Source organism: Curtobacterium sp. MCSS17_006 (assembly GCF_003234215.1).
GTDB classification, from domain to species: Bacteria; Actinomycetota; Actinomycetes; order Actinomycetales; family Microbacteriaceae; genus Curtobacterium; species Curtobacterium flaccumfaciens.
This window is the reverse complement of sequence record NZ_QKSO01000013.1, coordinates 46183-65595: the sequence shown is the minus strand read 5'-3', so window position 1 is coordinate 65595 and position 19413 is coordinate 46183. Positions and strand designations below refer to the sequence as shown.

The window sequence follows — 19413 nt, the reverse complement described above, 5'->3', positions numbered from 1 at the left end:
AGGCAACGACCGAGGGAGCGTCTAGCCAACGGTTTCCTTCCAGTTCGAGTGAGTCGCGCCCGGCGAGAATGGCAAGGTCCTACCTGCGGCGAGCACATAAGCCACTGTTAAGCAAACCAGCAGGTTGAAGCCTCGATTCTCGATCGGGAAGCCATTCGGTAAGAGGACAAGTACCACGACTGAGAGCGTGATCAAGACCGCACGCGCAGTCCGATCACTCTTTGAGCCGTTTCGAAGTGTCCACCAAAGCACCGCAATTGCCGCAAGGATCAGCAGGGTCCCAACGATACCGAACTTGGCGAGGACAACTATTGGAGTATCGAGCGTGTATATACCAACATTGAAATTACCGGTGGTTACGGAGGGAAAGGTGTAGCCGAGTCCTCGGCCGACCAATGGGTGCTCCTGCCAAATCGCCGTTGTCCATTGGTAGGCGCGGATTCGCTCGATGGCAGAGCCGTCCGCCAGGAGGGATTGCAGACCACCGTCGGCGACCGATCGGAACCGTGTGATTCGCGCAACAGCAATTCCGCCGCCGATCGCGGTTGACAGCGAGAATACAACGGTGACGCCGAAAAGCGTAGCGACTAGAGCAACAGCTGCTCGCCCGATACGAACGCTCAGCGGGACGCCTGCGGCCAAGAATGCGGCCAGGAGAGCGGCAACGCAATAGATCCAAACAGTCCGACCACCAGAAACAGCAAGCAGTACCATTTGACCTAGTCCTAGCAACAGGGCGGCACCCCGCCACCGCTCGCCGGCGAAAAAGATCGCAAGACAGAGAGCGATGCTCGTTAGAGGCACGAAACTGGAAGCGAGCCCTACCTGTTCGAATCCGAGAGTCTCACCGCTGCGTCGCGCTAACCAAGTGGACATGAAGGCGAAGGCGCCAAACACTCCAACGATCAGGATCAACCTGCCGATCAGCGCACGTCGAAGACTGGTTCCCGCATCCGCCCCGATCAACACTGCGACCGGAAACAAGATGTAATTGAGCGCGTCGCGGATCCAGTCGTCTACTGAAACCCCGCCGGCTGCAATCCGCGCGGACCACACGAGCAGTAACAGCAGCATGATTCCAACGGAAATGAAGATTCCTCGGGGGATCTGCTGTGCTTCGAGCTTCCGCAGTCGGAACGCGCCAACGACTGCAAAGGCCATGGACACCGCGACGTACCCCTCCTTGACCCCACTCGGACTCGAGTCGGACTGGAAAAGGAACAAGTAACCCGCAGCGAATAGAACGAAACGCGCGAGGGTCAGCTTCGACTCACCTACCATTTGCAGACCCCTCCTTCCGCTTCCAGCCAGCCTGTGACGCGATCCAGACCACGCTGAGCAGCCCAGCACTCGTCGACGCTACTACGGCCGTATCGCTCGACAGAACCTGCGATGACATGACCAGGAACGCGCCTACGGATACAGGGACCGTCAACCCGATCCGTTGTGCTACCGACTGATCCCGAAGTACCACCCACGTACGCGCAAGACTCAACAAAATTTTCCAGATGCTGAGTGACGCGGCAAGGAGAAGTACGTCTCCCGATACTGCGGTGAGGGCCGCTGCCGCAGTTCCGACGGCGTCGAGCGCATTGAACCCGGTGCTTTGCCACCAGCGATCGCGAGCCTGCTGCAAGGCGTCCATCACCGGACTCATCATCCGGGCAGGGAGGCTCGCGCATAGCAGGACCACGGCGGGAACGGCCTCTGTCCACTGGGAGCTCACGAGCGGCGTGATCCCGGGCAGCAGAAGCGCCATGAGCGAGGCAGCGAGAAGAGTCGCTCCCCCGAAGACCGTTGCGAGTTTCCGTGCTTCCTTCCCACGCTCGGGCCCGGCCAACTCTGCGAACCTAGCCAGGCTCACCCTCGACAACGGCACAGAGATGAGGCCGCTGATGCCGGTTGTAACCTGGTATGCGAAGTAGTACAGCCCGAGGACGTGTGCGCTCGTCACGAACTGCGCCACTAGGAACCCAGCCTGCAAGGGCAGCGTTATGAACAGTGAGTTCACCGCCCACTTGAAGCGATCGCGTCGAGCCACGTTGTACGCTGTCGTCTCTTGAGGCTCAATGCGGTTGCGTATGGCGAGCGTGATGAACACGTCCATGGCGAGGTAGAAGAGCAGTGTCGACACGGCAAGCGCGAACGACCCGCCGCCGAGAGCGGCAATACCGACGCCGACGCATATTTTGACGACGGCCGCTACCGTCTGTGCAGTAACGACGGTTCGGTAGGACCGGATCTTGACTCCGGTCGAGTACATCCGTTCGGCGTCCCCGACGAGGGGAATCGTGAGCGTGACGATCACGGCGAGCCAGCCAATCTCCTGCTCGCCGCGCACGAAGAACGTTGCGGCCAAGCCAAGACCGAGCAAGGAGAGAACCGAGTTCTGCCTGCGAGTGACTCGCTTCACTCGTTCGTAGGTGCCACCTCTGCCACTCAGGTAACCATTAACCTCACCGAAGTTCGCGAAGCCTGTCAACAAAGAGATCAGAGACGTTGCCGCCGCCCAGGCACCGAAATCTGCTGGCGCCAACCAGAAGGCGAGGAGCAACTGGCTCACGGCGGCGAGTGCTCGCGTCGCAATCGTGCCGACGGACAGACCCAAGATGCCCCTCAACACGAGGCGACCAGACGCCACGAGCTGAACGACGAGGACTCAATCAACAAGATGTACATTCGGCATCCGCGAAAGCGAATTGTCGTACACCCCACGCAATTTATGGTAACCAGCTTCCGCAATGAACACCTCTGCGCCCAAGATCGCTGCAGGAAGCGCAACGTGAAGTCGATTGGTCAGAACAAATCCCGCCCCGCGAAGCGCCCGCGAGTACTCCCCGAATGAGCAGAACTGCGCTGAGCTCAAGTCAAGGCGCAGCTGCCGTCGAGATCGCCCTGCGATCGACGAGTATGCGTCGTGACCGAGACGATCACTCAGCTCGGTCGCCAGCAAATCGGTCCGCTCTTTTCGGACCAACCGGGCAGCTCGGCGGCCGAGGGCATTTCTCTGAGCTAACGAAGTAAGTCCTCCAAACCACCCGGAGCCTCCGCGCTTTGCCGCCGATGTGCTGATTGCGGCAGTACGTTCGCGATCGGCCCGCGGAGCGATCAGGAAGGTCGAGGCACTGGGTAGCCTGTGACCGATCAGGCTGGGCACAAACTGATGCCCGAGAGCAACAACGTCGTGCGACAGAGCGAGTTCGACCCCGGCTCGCGCGAGTGACGAACCCCACCGGTCCTCAAGATGGGTCAGGGACGGCGCCTCGCGAAGCATCCACACCGCAGGAGCTTCACGACCTTCGAACATGAAGGCAGGGTCCCGCGTCGGGAACAGTGCCGATGACGGGAAGACGAGGAGCGGCAATCTTTCTGTTCCCCGCAAGCGGTCCGCGAGCAGATCGGGGAAAGCGTAGCTCTCTAGCAATGCTCCTGACGGCGGCACGATAATCATGTCGCCGTCTTCCTTCCGTTCGACGACGTCAATGCCGTACGCCTGGATTATTCGTCGGAACACTGCGTGCATCAGGAAGTCGCCGTTATTGCCGAGCAGTTTGCCCGAACGCCCGGTCATCGGGACAATCCACGCGCGTTGGCCTCGTAGCGAGTCGAGGATCGGATCGAGTTCCGCCAGGCTGGGCAGGTCCGCCGCGACGTCACGTTCCTTCATGTGGTCCGACTCCTTCGAGTTCGTCTATTTTCGCTTGCACTGACCTCGCCACTGCCGCAGGGAGGAAGTTCGCTGATGCGTAGGACCGAGCGCGCTTACCGAGATCCCGGCGAAGGAGAGGATCCGTAAGGCGCTGCAGCGCTTCCACGATGGAGGTTGAGTTTGCCTCCACAACTGCTCCAGCGTGAGCGGCTCGGACGTGCGTCGCCATGTCCCCGACGTCCGTGACCACGGCGGGAATTCCGAACGCCATGGCCTCGGCCAACGCGCCAGGCATACCTTCGTGCCTGGAGGGCAACAAGAATACGTCCATCTGCTCAAGGTACGGTTGGACGTCGTCGACGAAACCGGTCATGGTTATCTGCGATGACACGCCGAGCCGCTCGCCCAGCGCTCGGAACTCCCGCTCGAAGTGTTCGTTCGCGAACGGGCCGACTAACAGTACGCGAGCCGATATCCCGGCGTCCCCGAGCCTCGCCAGAGCTTCCAGTACGAGGTGCGGATTCTTGTGCGGACCGATCTTACCCACGAAACCAATCGTGAACTCATCTGGGGAGAGCTTGCTGCCGTCCTCCGACACGTGCGCAGTGCCCGAGGGGTTGTTCACCCGGAGCACACGTTGACGAGGTAGCCCCAGCGCAACTAGTGATTCCTCGATCCCCGCAGACAGCGCAAGGCCGAGAAAAGCCTCCCCGAGTACGCGGCGATATAGCCCGTGCTTGAGGCGCGACCGTCCGGACGAACGGGGGAGGTCGCCATTCTCAAGTACGGGGAGGACGATCAACTTCCTGCGCACCCGGCGCGGCACGGCTAATATATTTGTGATGTAGGCACCTTGAAGGTGTACATACCTGTATCGGTGAGCGATTGTCTTCAAGGACCGACGCGTTCTGAGGATCCATCTGAGTTGATCGAACCTGCTGAACCTTCCCGGCTGCGTCGATAGGACGGGTAGCAGGTTGGTTGTCCAGCGGGGTTTCGCTTCGGCGCCTCGATCCCGATATAGCACGTCTAGCCGGTACCTGCCCTCATCTCCGAGCGCCTCGAACAATCGATTCATGAGCGTCACTGGACCGCTGTACCCTCCGCGAAGACCCCATGGCGACACCACCAGGATCGAATCGCGGTCGTGCTCAGACTTAGCAGACGCGGCTGCTCCCACGCTCCCGCGGACAGCCATCAGTAGGCCCCGTTTGGACGGAGCACAGCTCTCACCGTGCGCCACACGATGATCAAGTCGCCGGTGATGGACCAGTTCTCCACGTAGTACAGATCGAGCCGCACCGAATCCTCCCACGACAGGTCGGACCGCCCGCTGACCTGCCACAGGCCCGTCATCCCCGGCTTCACCAGGAACCGACGGTGGACGTGCGTGTCGTAGCGGGCGACCTCGCGCGCGAGCGGCGGCCGCGGTCCCACGAGCGACATGCTGCCGACCAGCACGTTGAACAGCTGCGGCACCTCGTCCAGGCTGTAGCGGCGCATGAACGCGCCGACCCGGGTGACCCGGGGATCGTTCCGCATCTTGAACAGGACGTCGTTGCCCTCGGCACGGTCGAGTGCGCTGAGCTCCTGCAGGCGGTCCTCGGCGTCGACCACCATCGAGCGGAACTTGATCATCCGGAACGCGCTGCCGTTCAGGCCGACGCGCTCCTGCCGGAAGAAGACCGGCCCGGTCGACGTGGTCTTCACCAGCACGGAGAGCACGAGCAGCAGCGGCGACAGGACGACGACGAGCAGCGCTGCGCCGACCAGGTCGAAGGCTCGCTTCGTGTAGAGCTTGCGGCCCGAGTAGGTCGGCGTCTCGACGTGGATGAGCGGCAGGCCCTGCACGGGACGGGTGTGGATGCGCGGGCCACCGATGTCGGTGAGGCTCGGCGCGACGACCAGGTGCTGCCGGCCCGGCTCGAGCGACCAGCTGAGTTCCCGGACGCGCTCCGGCGGCAGGTCGTCGGAGCTGGTGATCACGACGGTGTCGGCGCCGGTCTCGCGCAGCGCTGCGCCGACGTCGTCGAGACCACCGTGGCTCTGGATGGTCGAACCCGCCAGCACACCGCGGTGGTTCGTCGACACGACTGCGCCGACCACGCGGTAGCCGGCTTCCGGGGAACGAGCGAGTTCGCGGCCGATGTGCAGCACGCTGGCCGGAGACCCGACGAGCAGCACGGTCGCCGAGTACGCGCCCTGCTGACGCTGGGCTACGAGCCACTGCCGCCACATCCACCGGGACAGCAGGAGCACGAGGATCCCGATGGGGAACGCGATGAGCACGTAGCCGCGGGCCAGGTCGACGTGCAGCAGGAACGCCGCGATCGCGAGCAGGCCGAACACCCGGACGCTGGAGTCCGCGACCAGGCGGTACTCGGTGCTGCCGACGCCGATGACGCGTGCGCCGCGGGTGTCGTACAGGGCGAGCGCGCTCATCCACACGACGATCACGACGATGGAGATGGCGAAGTAGCTCAGCCGCAGGTCGGCGGTGTTCGTGGCCAGGTTCGACTTCAGCCCGAGCCAGGCGATCTGCACACCGAAGACGACCCAGATCAGCGCCAGCAGGTCGGTGAACAGCACGCGGCGCGAGTACATGCGGCTCCACTCGTCGGTGGCACCGACGGCGCGCGGTGCGCGGAGCGCATCCGTCGTCACGAGGACGACCCGGTCACCACGTCGCGCCGCCGTCCGACGACACCCGCACGGTCTTGCCGTCCCACAGCCACACGTCCTGGCCGGCACGGTCGATGGTGACCGTGTTGTCGGTGTCGGCGCCGTCGGCACAGCCGATCGGTGTGGTGGACGACGAGGGCGTCACGTCCGACGCGGACATGGTCTCGATCTGCACGCCGTCGCACGCTGCTGCACCGACGCGGGCGAGCGTGTAGTTGCCGCCGTCGACGCCGATCGAACGGACGCCGCCCATCGGCACGTCGACCCAGGCGGCATCGCCGGTGCGCCACTCGAGCTGGCCGTCGCAGATGACGACGGCGGTCTTCTCACCCTGGAACGCGTCGATCGGGTCGCCGCACGGCGACTGCTCCGTCCCGCTCGCGAGCACGACACCGTCGGTGCTGATGCCGGCGCCGGCGGCGCCGGGCGCCCCGGCTTCCCACGTCACGCCGGCGTCGGTGCTGGTCCGCGCCGTCGTGGTGCAGTCGTCGCCGACGCCCACCAGTACCGAGAGCTCCGCACTGGAGGCCCGGATCGCCATGAGCGATCCGACATCCGTCCCGAGTCCCACCGGGACCCACGTCGCCCCGCCGTCCACGGAGTGTTCCAGCACCGGCCGCGGGCCGCCGCACGACCCACCGGTCGCGCGCCACGCCTCCTGGCCGTCGACCGCTGCCAGCAGGCGGCGACCCTGCTGCTTGGTCGCAGTGGCGTCTGCGTCGGCGGACGCACTCGACCGCGGCGTCTCGCTCGAGTCGGGTGACCTCGTGAAAGTGGGGATGGGGCCGGCGGGGCCGTTCTGTTCGGGCGCGGTGCGGCCCAGGGCCAGTGAAACGAGCACGACGTCGACGACGACGAGCGCCACCACCACGGCGGCCACGATGATCAGTGTGGTCCGTGGCAGTGCACGTCCGAGGCTTCGGGTCCCCCGGCGAGTGTCCATGTCCCTCGACTCCGTTCAGCGTCCTGCGCGACGCAAGACGCTCAGCTTCTTGCCGGTGCGCTTCGGCGGGCGCGTCGACGTGGTCACGGTGTTGTCGTCCTCGTCCTGGCCGTAGCTGTACCCGTAGCCGTATCGGCCGTAGCCGTACGCCCCCGGGCCCTTGACCGGCATCTTCGTCAGGACGAAACCGGAGACCGGGGCACCGACGTTCTCGAGGGTGGCGACGGCCGCGGCGAGCTGGCCCTTCAGCGTCTGTCCCGAGGCGACCGCGACGATCGCGCCGGAGGCCTTCTTGGCCAGGATCGCCGCGTCGGTGACGGGCAGCAGCGGCGGTGCGTCGAACAGGACGTAGTCGAACTGCTGCTCGAGCAACTCGATCAGGTCCTGCATCGCGCGCGAGCCGAGCAGCTCGGACGGGTTCGGCGGGATCTGACCCGCGGGCAGAACGACGAGCTTGCCGCGTCCCCAGGGGTGGGCCACGTCCTCCAGGTCGGCGCGGCCGATCAGCACGTCGGTCAGACCGGCGTTGCTCTCGACGTCCATGTACTCGGCGACACGGGGGCGGCGCAGGTCGGCGTCGATCAGGATGACGCGGAACCCGGCGCTGTCCAGGGCGATCGCGAGGTTCGCGACGGTGGTGCTCTTGCCCTCGGACTGCATCGACGACGTCATGACGAAGGTGCGGGCACCGCTGCCGATGTCGAGGAACTGCAGGTTGGTGCGGAGCGTGCGGAACGACTCGGCACGGGGGCTGCGCGGGTCGACCTGCACGATGAGGGGGCGCTCGGCGGCCTTGGCGTCGTAGGCGATCCCGCCAACGACCGGCTTGTCGCTGATCTTCTCGACGTCGATCTCGGTGCGGATGCGGTTGTCCAGGGTCTCGCGCAGCACGGCGATCCCGATGCCCAGGGCGAGCCCGACGAGCAGACCGAGCGCCACGTTGACGGGCACGTTCGGGCTGACCGGGACGCTCGGCACGTCGGCCTGCTTCACGCGGGTGAGCTTGACCGTGCTCTTGCCGCTCGCGTCGGTGGCCTCGATGTCCTGCACGACGTTGGTCAGGCTCTGCGAGGTCGCGTTCGCGATGTCCGCGGCCTGCACCGGGTCGGTGCTCTCCACCGAGATCGCGATGAGGGTCGTGCTCGTCGGCGCCGTCGCCGACACCATCGTCGCGAGCTGGTCCGCGTTCATGTCGAGCTTGAGCGACGAGATGACCGGCAGCAGCACGATCGGCGTCGACACCAGGTTCGAGTACGTCAGCACCCGCTGCTGGGTGAACGTGTTGCCCTGGGCCAGGTCACTCGCGCTGCCGGACGTCTCCGTGGAGACGAAGACCTGCGCCGATGCCGAGTAGACCGGCTTCTTCAGCAGGGAGAACCCTGCGGCTGCGGCCACTCCCACCAGGGCGAGCACGACGATGAGTACCCAACCCTTGCGGAGCACCGTGATGTAGTCGCGGAGTTCCACGCCTTTGCCTTCCCCGATCCGAACCGTCCCTGTGGTCCCGACACAGGCACGCCGGGGTACTCCCGGCGCACGGCATACAAATAGTGTCACAGGTTTGAGTCCTGCTCGGGGGAAGTCGCCATCCGCCGCGCGGTGTCCTCTACGGTGGCCCCATGCGCTCCGAGCCGGCCACGACCACCACCGAGCCCAGCGTGCGGCGACAGCGGGACCTCATCGTCATCCTCGTCGCACTCGGCGTCGCCGTGATCCTGACCCGGATCGTCGGACAGGTCACCCGGACTGGGGGCATCCCCTCGCCGGTCCTGCAGGTGCTCGCCGCGGACGCCGCCGTCTGGGTGCCGCTCGTCGTCGCGGCCGCCGTGGTGCTCCGTCGGACCCCGCGTGCGGCGATGGTGTCGCGGCTGCGGCTCGACCTGGGGATCGTGGTCTTCGCGATCGGCATCGTGATCGTGTGCCGCGCGGTGGACGTCGTCATGTCACTCGCGTTCACGGGGACGACCGGGCTGGTCCCCGCACCGTCCCTCGGCACGCCCGACGTCGGGCTGCTGCTCGTGTCGGCGATCGGCATCGTCGTCGTCAGCCCGGTGCTCGAGGAAGTGGTGTTCCGCGGGCTGTTCCAGCGCCGGCTCGCCGCCGAGCTCACGCCCCGCACCCGGTTCCTCGCGGTGCTGGTCACGGCGTTCCTGTTCGCGCTGCTCCACCTGCTGCTCGGTGCGGGTGGCACGTCGCTCGGCGGGTTCCAGGTGTTCGTCACGACGTTCCTGCTCGGCCTGCTCACCGGCACGCTCGTCGCGATGACCGACCGCATCGGCGGCGCGATCCTGGCACACGTGCTGTTCAACGCGGTCGCTGTCGTCGCCACCTGGCCGCGCTGAGCGGCCAGAGCCGCGTCCCCAGATCGGGTCAGCGCCGGTCCCTGGGCCGCGCGGACCACTAGCCTGCACTGAGCATGACTCGCCCAACCAGCATCGTCGACAACCCTCTCGTCCGTCAGGCTCCGATCAGCGGCCTGTTGGCGCTGTCGGCGTTCCTGAGCGTCGTGATGCCGACGCTGCCGATCACCCAGCACCACCTGTTCGTCGCGAGTGTGGTGGGCGTGGTGGTCGCGACGCTGATGAGCGCGATCCCCGCACTCGTGCACCGCGCGGCCTGGGTGGTGCCGGTCCTGCTCACCGTCGATTTCCTGACGATCGCACTGCTGCGCACCGGGACGGGCTCCGGCTCCTCGCTGTTCACGGCGATCGTGGTGCTCCCCGTGGTCTGGTGGGCGTCGCTCGAGGGCCGTCGCACCGTGCTCTTCGCGATCGCGGGCATCGTGGTCGTGATCCTCGCCCCCTACGTCCTGACCCCGTCCGACGCGCCCGGCGCGGGTGAACTCGTCCGTCTGGGCATCCTCGTCGTCGTGTTCGGCACCGTCGCCGTCGTCGTGCACGAGCTCTCCCGCCGGGCCCGACGGAGTCTGCGGTCCGCCGAGGCACGTGAGGGCAAGGTCCGCGCCGAGATCGACCGGGCAGCCGCGGTGCAGCGGTCCCTGCTCCCGACGACGACCGGCCGCATCACCGAGGACGTCGTCGTCGCGGGTGCCTGCCTGCCGGCCCGGAGCGTCGGCGGGGACTTCTTCGACTGGTACCCGACGCCGACGGGCGTGGCGGTGAGCCTCGGTGACGTCATGGGCAAGGGCGTCGGCGCGGGGCTGATCGCGGCCGCGGTGCGCGCGACCCTGCGCAGCGCCCGGACCGTCGAAGACCCCGGCGAGGCGCTGAAGCGGGCCTCCGACGGGCTGACCGCAGAGGGCGTCGGACCCGATCTCGCCTTCACCACGCTGTTCCACGCCCGGATCTCCGACGACGGCACCCTCCAGTGGGCCGACGCCGGTCACGGATTGAGCTTCGTCCTGCGGGCCGACGGACACGTCGACCGGCTGCGCTCCGGCGACATGCCGCTCGGGCTCGGCATCCGCGAGGAGTGGGCGACTTCCGACGGCACCCTCGAACCGGGCGACCTGCTCGTCTCGTTCAGCGACGGCGTTCTCGACCTGTACGACGACCTGGACGACACGATCGACTCCGTCGCCGCGATCGCCCGCGCCGGCCGCGACCCGCACGCGGTCGTCCTCGCACTGTCGGCCCGCGCCGACGAGGTGCCGCACGACGACGACGTCACGGTGATCGCGATTCGCCGGCAGCCGGTCGAGGTGGACACCGAGCGACCGCTCGCGATGCACGCGGACTGACGGCGCGGAACGCACGTTCGTCTCGCGGCGATTGGTACGCGCCGCCGCTCGAACCCGAATCGTGCGGCGACGCGTGCAGACGGTGAGCGTCTGCCCTCGGACGCCCTAGCGTCCTCGGTCTGTGGGGGCGGCCCGACGAGCCACCCGGAGGGTCAACCGACCCGGGCGAGGTCCCAGACGGGCGGCACGTACGCGCGGGACCAGCCCTCGCGCAGGCGCGTCACGGCGCGGTCGAAGGCCTCGAGCAGGTCCATCTCCGGTCGCACCATGGACTGCAGCTGCAGCCCCTCGTAGGTCGCGAGCAGCTGCTCCGAGCCGCGGGCCGGTTCCATCGTGCTCGGCTCGCGCCCGAGCAGCACGTCGCGCTCCAGGGCGTGCTGCACGAAGGCGTGGAACCGTCGCCACCGGGCGTGCAGCATCGGCGCGAGCGGGTGCTCTGGCGATGCCGCGATGTTCAGCGTCGCCGTCAGGAACCGCATCAGCGACGGGTCGGCCACGTTCGCGGTGACGATCGCGCGCAGGAACCGGATGGTGCCGTGCTGCTCGGCCAGGGGCATGAGCGGCACGGTGCGGTCCTCGTTCCACCGGTCGATGGTCGCCAGCAGCAGGCCGTCCCAGCTCGGGAACGTGCGGCCGACGACGTCGGTGTCCACCCCGGCCGCAGCCGCGACGACGTCGGGGGTCACCTCGTGCAGCGGACGGGAACGCAGCACCGTGATCATCCCGTGGATGACCTCACCCCGCAGGGCGGGGTCGTCGGGGGTGGTCACCGGCGGCGTTTCGATGTGCATGCATACACTGCACCAGCCAGACGCGTCGGTGCACAGTCCCCCGAACGGGAACGCGCGTTCCCCGGACAGCGACCGGATCGTCTAGCACGGGGAACGATCTGTCTGTCCGCGGAACGCGAGCCGTGCGGCCCCCCAGACCTGGGGGACGATGACATGTCACGGAACTTCTAGGGTGGTGAAGTTCGCACCCGAAACGAAAGCTCACGTTGCCTCACCACCAGCGCTCCTCCCGCCTGCCCTTCATCGCCGCAGCCGCATCCGTCGCCGTCTTCGCTGGCACCCTGCTCGCCGCAGTCCCGAACACCGCGACCGCCGTGGAGGGAACCGGGACGAGCGCCCCCACCCCCGCGCCGACCGACGTTCCGGCACCGTCCCCGACCACGGAGCCGACGAGCCAGCCGAGCCAGCCGAGCGAGCCCACGCCCGTTCCGACCAGCGCCCCGACGCCGAGCACCGCCCCGACGGCCACGCCGAAACCGGTGCCGACCCCGACGCCTGCGCCGACACCGAGCAAGCTGACGTTCACCTACGCCGGCGACTCGCTCACGGCCATGGACGCCTCGTGGATGCGGCAGCTGAAGGACCCGACGATGGCCAACGTCGGGGGCACCTCGATCGGAGGAGCCACCTCGACGCGGATCCTCGAACGGAGCTCGGCGCACGATGCCGACGTCCTCGTCGTGATGGCCGGCACGAACGACCTGCGCTACGGGTACAGCACGAAGTCGATCCTGAACAACATCGACAAGATCACGAAGAAGGTCGGCGCGCGCCACGTCGTGATCGCCGCGATCGCGCCGTCGAACATCACGAACTACAGCAAGAAGCACATCGACCGCCGCAAGCAGGGCGAGATCCTGAACCGCGACCTGCAGAACCACGCACTCACCCGCGGCTGGATGTTCGTCGACCCGTGGGCAGCCGACCGCCGGCTCGACGGCGGCTGGCCGTCCTCGCGCACGTACGACGGCGTCCACCCGACGGTCGCGATGTCGAAGAAGGTCTCGATCCGGATGCAGCAGGCGATCCACATCGCCGCAGAGGGCGCCAAGGGCGCAGCGGGCTAGCCCCCGGTCGCGTCGTGAGCCATACTCGCCCCATGCAGTGGGGACGGATCGCACCGGTCGTGGCACTCGTCGTGGTGCTCGGCGGCACCCTCGCGGGCTGCGCCCCCGAAGTCGGCAGCGGCACCGGCGCCCCCACGAACTCGAGCAACGACGACAACGTGCAGAGCACCGGGTGCACCGACTACGTCCAGCTGAAGACCCCGGCCGAACGCCGCGACGCCGCTGAACTCGTCGTCGACGCCGACGTCACCAAGACCGACCGCACCGTGGAACCGCAGGGCATCTACGAGGTGTACGAGGCGACGGTCACCGACGTCACGAAGGGTGACGCCGCCGCCCCCGGCGACACGATCCAGGTCATCAGCACCTCGGACCAGTGCGAGACGAGCGGCGAACCGGTCGAGTACCTCTCGGGCGACCCCCTCGCCGACGAGGGCACCTTCCGCCTCTACCTGACCCGCGACGGAGACGACGACGTCTGGCAGCTCGTCGTCCCCGGCGCCGCCGAGCCGCAGCCCGCCGGCTGACGCCGGAGCCCGCCGGCTGACACCGGGCCCGCTACGGCTGCTCCGGCACCGTCACGATCCGGTTCTGGTACGCCCACACCACGGCCTGCAGCCGCGACCGCACCCCGAGCTTCGGCAGCATCCGCGCCAGGTGCGACTTGACGGTCGACACCTCGAGCACGAGCGCAGCAGCGATCTCCTCGTTCGACATCCCCTGCGCCAGCAGCAGGAGCACCTCGCGCTCGCGGGCGGTCAGCACACCGTCGGCCCGGTCGCCGGAGACCGGCTGCAGGCTCCGCCGCGACACGAACTCCCGCAGCACCCGCCGGGTCAGGGCCTGGTCGAGCGTGCCGTTGCCGGCGGCGACCTGCCGCACGGCGTCGACGATGGTGTCCGGCTCGGCGTCCTTGAGCAGGAACCCGGAGGCACCGGCCTCGAGCGCCCCGAACACGTAGTCGTCCAGGTCGAACGTCGTCAGCATGAGCGCGGGGATCGCCGGATCGGCGTCCGGGGCGCAGAAGGTCCGGGCGAGTTCGATGCCGTTCATCACCGGCATCCGGATGTCCAGGCAGGCGACGTCGGGTCGCGTCTCGCGCGCCAGCGCGAGCGCCTCGCCGCCGTCGGCGGCCACGCCGACCACCTCGATGTCCGGCTCCGCACCGAGGAGCGCGGACACCCCGGCGCGGACCAGGGGCTGGTCGTCCGCGACCAGCACGCGGATCACGCGACCACCCCGGTTCCGTCGGCGGCCTGCGTGGGTGCGGCAGGTGCCTCCCGGCCGAGCGCCAGCTCCACCAGCCATCCGCCGGTCGCGGTCGGGCCGGTCTGGAGGCGCGCCCCGACCAGGTCCGCCCGCTCGCGCATCCCCCGCAGGCCGTTGCCGCCCGAGGGAGAGGTCCCCGCTGCCGGCACGGTGGCCGGTGCGTTCTCCACCCGGATCACCACCCGGGTCGCGTCGCGGTCGTCGATGGTGACGGTGCACGGGGCGGACGGGGCGTGCAGGGCGGCGTTGGCCAGCGCCTCCTGGACGGTGCGATAGGCGGCGAGCTGGGCGAGCGGGCCGACGCCGTCGGCCAGCGGGCGGTCCCCCGGCAGCACGTCGAGCCGGACGTCGCTGCGGAACCGGGCACGTTCGGCCAGGTCGACGATCCCGGCGACCGTCTCGACGGCGCGCTCGGCAGGGGCGTCGTCGCGGAGCAGGCCGACCAGGCGGCGGAGGTCCTCGAGCACGGCGGTGCTCTGCTCGCGGACCTGGCGGGCACCCTCGTGGGCACGCTCCGGGTCCGCGTCGATCTGCCGGTCGATGACGGCGGCCATCAGTGCGATGCCGGACAGGTGGTGGGCGGCGATGTCGTGGAGCTCACGGGCCATCGCCGCACGTTCGCGGGACACCGCGGCGTCGACCAGGGCGTCCTGCTCCCGGTTCACGGCGCTGGCCTCGGCGGTGCGGGCGACACGGACCTCGCGGCGGGACTGCACGAGCAGGGTGACCAGCAGGGGCAGGCCGACCGCGCCGATCGCCTGCAGCACGCCCTGCCCGAGCGAGCCGGACACGGCGGCCGTCGTGTCACCGGCGACGGCGGCCAGCACCGCGCTGCCGGCGGCGACCAGTGCGCCGGCGACCAGGAGCGTCGGCCACAGGCGGGCCAGCGGGACGCGGAGTGCGGCGAGGACGACGGCGACGACCACGGGCAGTGCGGTGAGGCCGAACAGGTCGGACGACTCCGGGGCGAGCGCCGCGACCACCACCGGCAGGGCGGCGACCACGATCAGGACGGTGCGCGGTGCTCGACGGGCGGCGAGCAGGGCGGCCGACTGGGCCAGCAGGCCGAGGGCCAGGACGCTCCACGCCAGGGTGAACGGTGCGGGGACCCGCATCGCCAGGGCGGGGCCGTCCGGTTCGAGGGCGTCCAGGGGCGGCAGGCCGAGCAGCAGCCCGAGGGCGACGACGGCCGTGCCGAGGGCGACGACGACGTCGACGCGGCGGGCGCGCTGCGCTGCCGGCTCGGCCGGTGCGCGCAGCGCGTCGTGCTCAGCGGGTGCCATCGTTGGATCCTACGAGGCGGGCGCGGGTGGGGACCGGTGCGTCGAGGGGCAGGCCGCGTCGGGCGGGGTCGTAGCCCAGGCGGCCACGGGTCACAGCGAGCAGCACCACGGCGGCGATCGTCGACATGATCGTCAGGCCGATCATCAGCGTGCCGGCGGTCATGCTCGGGTACATCTCGGGGAACAGCGTCGAGATCGTGTTGTTCACGCCGACGTGCAGCAGCAGGGCCAGGGGCAGGCTCTCGCGGGTCTTGTTGAAGACCTGGATCATCACGACGTTGAAGGTGATGGTGAACAGGGCGAACACGACGGGCTCGCTCCAGTGCGCGTTCGGCCAGCCGCCCCAGTCGCTGAGGTACAGCGGCATGTGCCAGAGCGCCCAGATCGGGCCGAGGATCGCGGCGGCGCCGAGGCCCCCGAAGCGGTGCTGCAGGCGGGGCAGGGCGAAGTCGCGCCAGCCGGGCTCCTCGCTCAGGCCGGTCGAGAACAGCTGGATGATCAGGCCGGGCACGAGCATGGCGAAGGCAAGTGCCGAAGGGGCACGCACGTCACCACCGGCGAACGGCAGCGCGGAGACGACGATCAGGGCCGGCACGACGACGAGCGCCAGCGCGTACCAGTACCAGGCGACCCGCCAGCGGAACAGCCGTCCCACCCAGCGGCGGAGCCCCGCGCGACCGTCGGCGACCGCGGTGACGATGAACGCGCTGCCCAACGGGCCGAGGAGCGCCCCGGGCAGGACGCCCGTGAACTGAGCGCTGCCCAGGACCTCGGGGAAGTGGATGTCCCACACGCCCATGCCGTGCGGGGACAGGATGTACGGCACCCACGCGAGCCAGCTCAGGCCGAGTGCCATGGTGAAGAAGGACACGAGCGGGTGCCGGGCGATGAGGCCGCGGACACCCCCTCGGTCGCGGGCTGCGGTGCCGGCGGTGGGCCGGACTTCGGTGGTGTTCGTCATGCACACGACGCTAGGAAACCGGGCGCTCGGGGACGACCGGCTTCGGGATGCACCTGTGGGAGTTCCATCGAAGGATGCAAGTGCCTTTCGGTCGATTTGGCACTCATGAACACGCCGTCGTCATCGCTCGACGCCGCCGTGCGCTCGAAACGCCGCCGTATTCGGAGGCGTCTCGAGCACTCGGCGGCGTCCCCGCACGACGACGGCGTCTTCCGAACCGACTCGCGCCGCACGACACCGGCGTCTCGCGGGTCCGGTCAGGCAGCGCGCTGTGCGGCCACGTGGGCCAGGACGACGGGGTCCTCGCAGCCGCGGGCGAACCCCAGGATGCGCCGGTCGATGTCCCGCTGCAGCACCAGCGCGCCGATGCGCTCGGCGATCGGCGCGAGCCACTTCGGCCGGCACGTGAAGTTGTAGCGCCAGACGGCCAGGGTGTGTCCGGGCTGCCCCTCGGCCGCCGTGAAGCGCCAGCCCCCGCCCATGCGCTCGAAGAACCACGAGCCCTTCGTCATCTTCATCCCCACGTTCGACGGCGGGTGGTACGAGACGTACTCGCTCTCCATCGCCAGCCCGAACCGCTGCACCGTGTACGTCCGGACGCCCTTCGCCGGCACGGTGGCGCCGTCCATCAGGTGCTGGCGGCGGATGAAGGGGTCCCACCGCTTCCGGATCGCCCCCTGTGTCTGCGAGACGGCAAAGGCCACGTCGGGCTCGACCGGGACGACGCAGCGGGACTCGACGACGGGCATGAGTCATCCTCGCACGTGCACGGTGCGGCGTGCGGCGGCCCGTGCGAACTTCGCCGGACTCGCACCGTGCGGCGTCCCTCGGCCCGTGCGAGCTTGCTCGCTCCGTGCGCCGCTAGAGCCCTGCACCAGGCCGTCAACCTCGCACCGGGCGAACAACCGCGCACCGTGCGCAGCGGCAGCGGCAGCGGCAGCGGCAGCGGCAGCGGCAGCGGCGTCAGCGCAGCGTTGCCCGGAGTGCGTCGGCGATGAGCGCCAGCGCCACGTCGATCTCGTCGGCGACGCGCTGATGGGTCGCCGTCGAGCGACGGTAGGGGTCGTCCACGTCGTCGTCCGCCGGGTCGGCGGGCGGCGGGACCGTTCCCCGCAGCCGGGCGACCCGCTCCACGAGTTCCTGCGGGGTCGTCACGTCGGCCAGGTCACCGGGCTCGAGGCCGGCGAGCACCCGCGCGAACTGCTTGATCGTGAAGGTCCGCTTGGATGCCCGGGGCGCCAGGGAGACGGCGGCCGCACGGTGCGATCGCTCGGCGGTCAGCACCAGGTCGGCGCTCGCGACGATCTCGGCCGTCAGGTACCGCGACCGGTGGGCCGACGGGTCGCCCCCGAGCCGGACGGACTGCTCCGCCGCGGCGCCGTCCATCGCGGCACCGTCGTCGGCGATGGTGCCGGCCGACTCGACCACGAACGCGGGGGCGTCCGGGCCGAGTCGTGCCGTCAGGACCTGCGCGCCGAGCGGCGACCGGCAGATGTTGCCGCTGCAGACGAACAGGATCCGCATCGTCACGCTGCGTCAGTGCGTTCGCCGGCGCGCTGGTCGGCACGCTCGTCGTCGCCGAGCAGGTCGTGCCGCACGACGATGGCGTCACGGCCGGGGCCGACACCGATCGCGGAGATCCGTGCGCCGGACATCGCCTCGATCGCCAGGACGTAGTCCTGGGCGTTCTTCGGCAGGTCGTCGAAGGTGCGGGCTCCGGTGATGTCCTCGGTCCAGCCGGGGAACTCCTGGTACACCGGCTTCGCGTGGTGGAAGTCGGACTGGTTGACCGGGACCTCGTCGACGCGGACGCCGTCGACCTCGTACGCGACGCACACCGGGATCGTCTCGAGCCCGGTCAGGACGTCGAGCTTGGTGAGCACGAAGTCGGTCACGCCGTTGATGCGTGCCGTGTAGCGGGCGATCGGGGCGTCGTACCAACCACAGCGGCGCGGGCGGCCGGTGGTGGTGCCGAACTCGAAGCCGTTGGCACGAAGGAACTCGCCCGACTCGTCGAACAGCTCGGTCGGGAACGGACCGGCGCCGACGCGGGTCGTGTACGCCTTGACGATGCCGATGATCCGCTCGAGTTTGCCCGGGCCGATGCCCGAACCGGTCGCGGCGCCACCGGCGGTCGCGGACGACGAGGTGACGAACGGGTAGGTGCCGTGGTCGACGTCGAGCATGGTGGCCTGGCCGGCTTCGAACAGGACGGTCTCGCCGCGCTCGAGCGCACGGTGGATCTCGAGGGCGGTGTCGGCGACCATCGGGCGCAGGCGCTCGGCGAAGGACAGCAGCGACTCGACGACTTCTTCCGGGTCGATCGCGCGGCGGTTGAAGACCTTGACCAGCAGGTGGTTCTTCTGGTCGAGCGCTGCCTCGACCTTCTGGCGCAGAATGTTCTCGTCGAAGATGTCCTGGATCCGGATGCCGACGCGGTTGATCTTGTCGGCGTAGGTCGGGCCGATACCGCGACCGGTGGTGCCGATCTGGCGCTTGCCCAGGAACCGCTCGGTCACCTTGTCGACGGTGCGGTGGTAGTGCGTGATGACGTGGGCGTTGGCCGACACGAGGAGCTTCGAGACGTCGACGCCGCGGGCGCGCAGGGCGTCGAGCTCCTGGAACAGCACCTCGAGGTCGACGACGACGCCGTTGCCGATGATCGGGGTCACGCCGGGCGTCAGGATGCCGGAGGGCAGCAGGTGCAGGGCGTACTTCTCGCCGCCGACGACGACGGTGTGGCCGGCGTTGTTGCCGCCGTTGAACTTCACGACGTAGTCGATGCGGGAGCCGAGGAGGTCGGTGGCCTTCCCCTTGCCCTCGTCGCCCCACTGGGCTCCGATGATGACTGCTGCGGGCATCTGGTTCTCCTCACGTTGGCGGAGGACCGCACACGGCCGTCCGGGCCGGTGGTCCACCCGAGTCTATCGGCTGGTCACCTGCGCGTCACCCGCTGTGACGTCCTGTGGACGGCGGGTCGCTTGTCCACATGGAGCGCACCTGGATGTCCGTCCGGATCGGTCGGAGCACGGTCGGACGCGTCCAGATCCAAGACGCGAAAGGAGCAC

At 68.7% G+C, this 19413-nt stretch carries 18 protein-coding genes; 4 read left to right on the top strand and 14 right to left on the bottom strand.

The genetic code is table 11. The annotated features are described in order from the left end of the window. Window positions 1–21: 21 nt before the first annotated feature. The 7 genes from DEJ21_RS18010 to DEJ21_RS13060 form a co-directional block, all read right to left on the bottom strand. Window positions 22–1161, bottom strand: a complete 1140-nt coding sequence (locus DEJ21_RS18010) for an O-antigen ligase (protein ID WP_146247772.1) — start codon at window positions 1159–1161, stop codon at window positions 22–24. A 109-nt stretch (window positions 1162–1270) separates the two neighbouring features. Further along, on the bottom strand, window positions 1271–2623 hold the full coding sequence (locus DEJ21_RS13080) for an oligosaccharide flippase family protein (protein WP_375342403.1): 1353 nt from the start codon (window positions 2621–2623) through the stop codon (window positions 1271–1273). A 36-nt stretch (window positions 2624–2659) separates the two neighbouring features. Continuing rightward, the gene (locus DEJ21_RS18005) at window positions 2660–3667 is read right to left on the bottom strand and encodes a hypothetical protein (protein ID WP_146247771.1); all 1008 of its coding nucleotides are present in this window, start codon (window positions 3665–3667) and stop codon (window positions 2660–2662) included. Then, window positions 3654–4727, bottom strand: coding sequence for a glycosyltransferase family 4 protein (locus tag DEJ21_RS13075; protein WP_181435880.1), 1074 nt, complete (start codon window positions 4725–4727; stop codon window positions 3654–3656). Before DEJ21_RS13075 ends, DEJ21_RS18005 begins: the two co-directional genes overlap by 14 nt. A 119-nt stretch (window positions 4728–4846) precedes the next feature. Next, a complete protein-coding gene (locus DEJ21_RS13070) occupies window positions 4847–6313 on the bottom strand; it encodes a sugar transferase (protein WP_258375055.1) in 1467 nt (488 codons plus the stop codon). 13 nt (window positions 6314–6326) lie between these two features. Beyond that, the gene (locus DEJ21_RS13065) at window positions 6327–7211 is read right to left on the bottom strand and encodes a hypothetical protein (RefSeq protein WP_146247770.1); all 885 of its coding nucleotides are present in this window, start codon (window positions 7209–7211) and stop codon (window positions 6327–6329) included. 78 nt (window positions 7212–7289) lie between these two features. Continuing rightward, complete coding sequence (locus DEJ21_RS13060) at window positions 7290–8741, bottom strand: polysaccharide biosynthesis tyrosine autokinase (protein WP_111224856.1); 1452 nt, start codon at window positions 8739–8741, stop codon at window positions 7290–7292. Window positions 8742–8893: 152 nt separating this feature from the next. Between DEJ21_RS13060 and DEJ21_RS13055 the strand changes: the two genes are divergently transcribed. Both DEJ21_RS13055 and DEJ21_RS13050 read left to right on the top strand, forming a co-directional pair. Then, a complete protein-coding gene (locus tag DEJ21_RS13055; RefSeq protein ID WP_111024275.1) occupies window positions 8894–9616 on the top strand; it encodes a type II CAAX prenyl endopeptidase Rce1 family protein in 723 nt (240 codons plus the stop codon). 74 nt (window positions 9617–9690) lie between these two features. Continuing rightward, a complete protein-coding gene (locus DEJ21_RS13050) occupies window positions 9691–10974 on the top strand; it encodes a PP2C family protein-serine/threonine phosphatase (protein WP_111224855.1) in 1284 nt (427 codons plus the stop codon). Window positions 10975–11126: 152 nt separating this feature from the next. Here DEJ21_RS13050 and DEJ21_RS13045 read toward each other — a convergent pair whose 3' ends face one another. Further along, complete coding sequence (locus DEJ21_RS13045) at window positions 11127–11765, bottom strand: TetR/AcrR family transcriptional regulator (RefSeq protein WP_146247769.1); 639 nt, start codon at window positions 11763–11765, stop codon at window positions 11127–11129. Window positions 11766–11971: 206 nt separating this feature from the next. Between DEJ21_RS13045 and DEJ21_RS13035 the strand changes: the two genes are divergently transcribed. Continuing rightward, window positions 11972–12832: a GDSL-type esterase/lipase family protein gene (locus tag DEJ21_RS13035; RefSeq protein ID WP_146247768.1), complete on the top strand. Its 861-nt coding sequence runs from the start codon at window positions 11972–11974 to the stop codon at window positions 12830–12832. A 32-nt stretch (window positions 12833–12864) separates the two neighbouring features. Further along, on the top strand, window positions 12865–13359 hold the full coding sequence (locus tag DEJ21_RS13030) for a hypothetical protein (RefSeq protein WP_111224851.1): 495 nt from the start codon (window positions 12865–12867) through the stop codon (window positions 13357–13359). 31 nt (window positions 13360–13390) lie between these two features. On the opposite strand, the gene DEJ21_RS13025 is transcribed toward DEJ21_RS13030, so the two are convergent. The 6 genes from DEJ21_RS13025 to DEJ21_RS13000 form a co-directional block, all read right to left on the bottom strand. Further along, window positions 13391–14062, bottom strand: coding sequence for a response regulator transcription factor (locus DEJ21_RS13025; protein WP_111224850.1), 672 nt, complete (start codon window positions 14060–14062; stop codon window positions 13391–13393). After that, window positions 14059–15384, bottom strand: coding sequence for a sensor histidine kinase (locus DEJ21_RS13020; RefSeq protein WP_111224849.1), 1326 nt, complete (start codon window positions 15382–15384; stop codon window positions 14059–14061). The genes DEJ21_RS13025 and DEJ21_RS13020 overlap by 4 nt, the downstream gene beginning before the upstream one ends. Next, window positions 15371–16345: a CPBP family intramembrane glutamic endopeptidase gene (locus DEJ21_RS13015; protein ID WP_111224848.1), complete on the bottom strand. Its 975-nt coding sequence runs from the start codon at window positions 16343–16345 to the stop codon at window positions 15371–15373. Before DEJ21_RS13015 ends, DEJ21_RS13020 begins: the two co-directional genes overlap by 14 nt. 257 nt (window positions 16346–16602) lie before the next feature. Next, window positions 16603–17094, bottom strand: coding sequence for an SRPBCC family protein (locus tag DEJ21_RS13010; RefSeq protein WP_111224847.1), 492 nt, complete (start codon window positions 17092–17094; stop codon window positions 16603–16605). Window positions 17095–17308: 214 nt separating this feature from the next. Then, complete coding sequence (locus DEJ21_RS13005) at window positions 17309–17869, bottom strand: low molecular weight phosphatase family protein (protein WP_258375062.1); 561 nt, start codon at window positions 17867–17869, stop codon at window positions 17309–17311. Window positions 17870–17871: 2 nt separating this feature from the next. Then, window positions 17872–19206, bottom strand: coding sequence for an adenylosuccinate synthase (locus tag DEJ21_RS13000; RefSeq protein ID WP_017886319.1), 1335 nt, complete (start codon window positions 19204–19206; stop codon window positions 17872–17874). Window positions 19207–19413 lie beyond the last annotated feature (207 nt).

Excerpts from the sequence above, each read along its gene's own strand:
- DEJ21_RS18010 (WP_146247772.1), bottom strand. The coding sequence starts at position 1,161 with ATGGCCTTTGCAGTCGTTGGCGCGTTCCGACTGCGGAAGCTCGAAGCA.
- DEJ21_RS18005 (WP_146247771.1), bottom strand. The coding sequence starts at position 3,667 with ATGAAGGAACGTGACGTCGCGGCGGACCTGCCCAGCCTGGCGGAACTC.
- DEJ21_RS13075 (WP_181435880.1), bottom strand. The coding sequence starts at position 4,727 with ATGAATCGATTGTTCGAGGCGCTCGGAGATGAGGGCAGGTACCGGCTA.
- DEJ21_RS13055 (WP_111024275.1), top strand. The coding sequence starts at position 8,894 with ATGCGCTCCGAGCCGGCCACGACCACCACCGAGCCCAGCGTGCGGCGA.
- DEJ21_RS13050 (WP_111224855.1), top strand. The coding sequence starts at position 9,691 with ATGACTCGCCCAACCAGCATCGTCGACAACCCTCTCGTCCGTCAGGCT.
- DEJ21_RS13045 (WP_146247769.1), bottom strand. The coding sequence starts at position 11,765 with ATGCACATCGAAACGCCGCCGGTGACCACCCCCGACGACCCCGCCCTG.
- DEJ21_RS13030 (WP_111224851.1), top strand. The coding sequence starts at position 12,865 with ATGCAGTGGGGACGGATCGCACCGGTCGTGGCACTCGTCGTGGTGCTC.
- DEJ21_RS13020 (WP_111224849.1), bottom strand. The coding sequence starts at position 15,384 with ATGGCACCCGCTGAGCACGACGCGCTGCGCGCACCGGCCGAGCCGGCA.
- DEJ21_RS13015 (WP_111224848.1), bottom strand. The coding sequence starts at position 16,345 with ATGACGAACACCACCGAAGTCCGGCCCACCGCCGGCACCGCAGCCCGC.
- DEJ21_RS13010 (WP_111224847.1), bottom strand. The coding sequence starts at position 17,094 with ATGCCCGTCGTCGAGTCCCGCTGCGTCGTCCCGGTCGAGCCCGACGTG.
- DEJ21_RS13005 (WP_258375062.1), bottom strand. The coding sequence starts at position 17,869 with ATGCGGATCCTGTTCGTCTGCAGCGGCAACATCTGCCGGTCGCCGCTC.
- DEJ21_RS13000 (WP_017886319.1), bottom strand. The coding sequence starts at position 19,206 with ATGCCCGCAGCAGTCATCATCGGAGCCCAGTGGGGCGACGAGGGCAAG.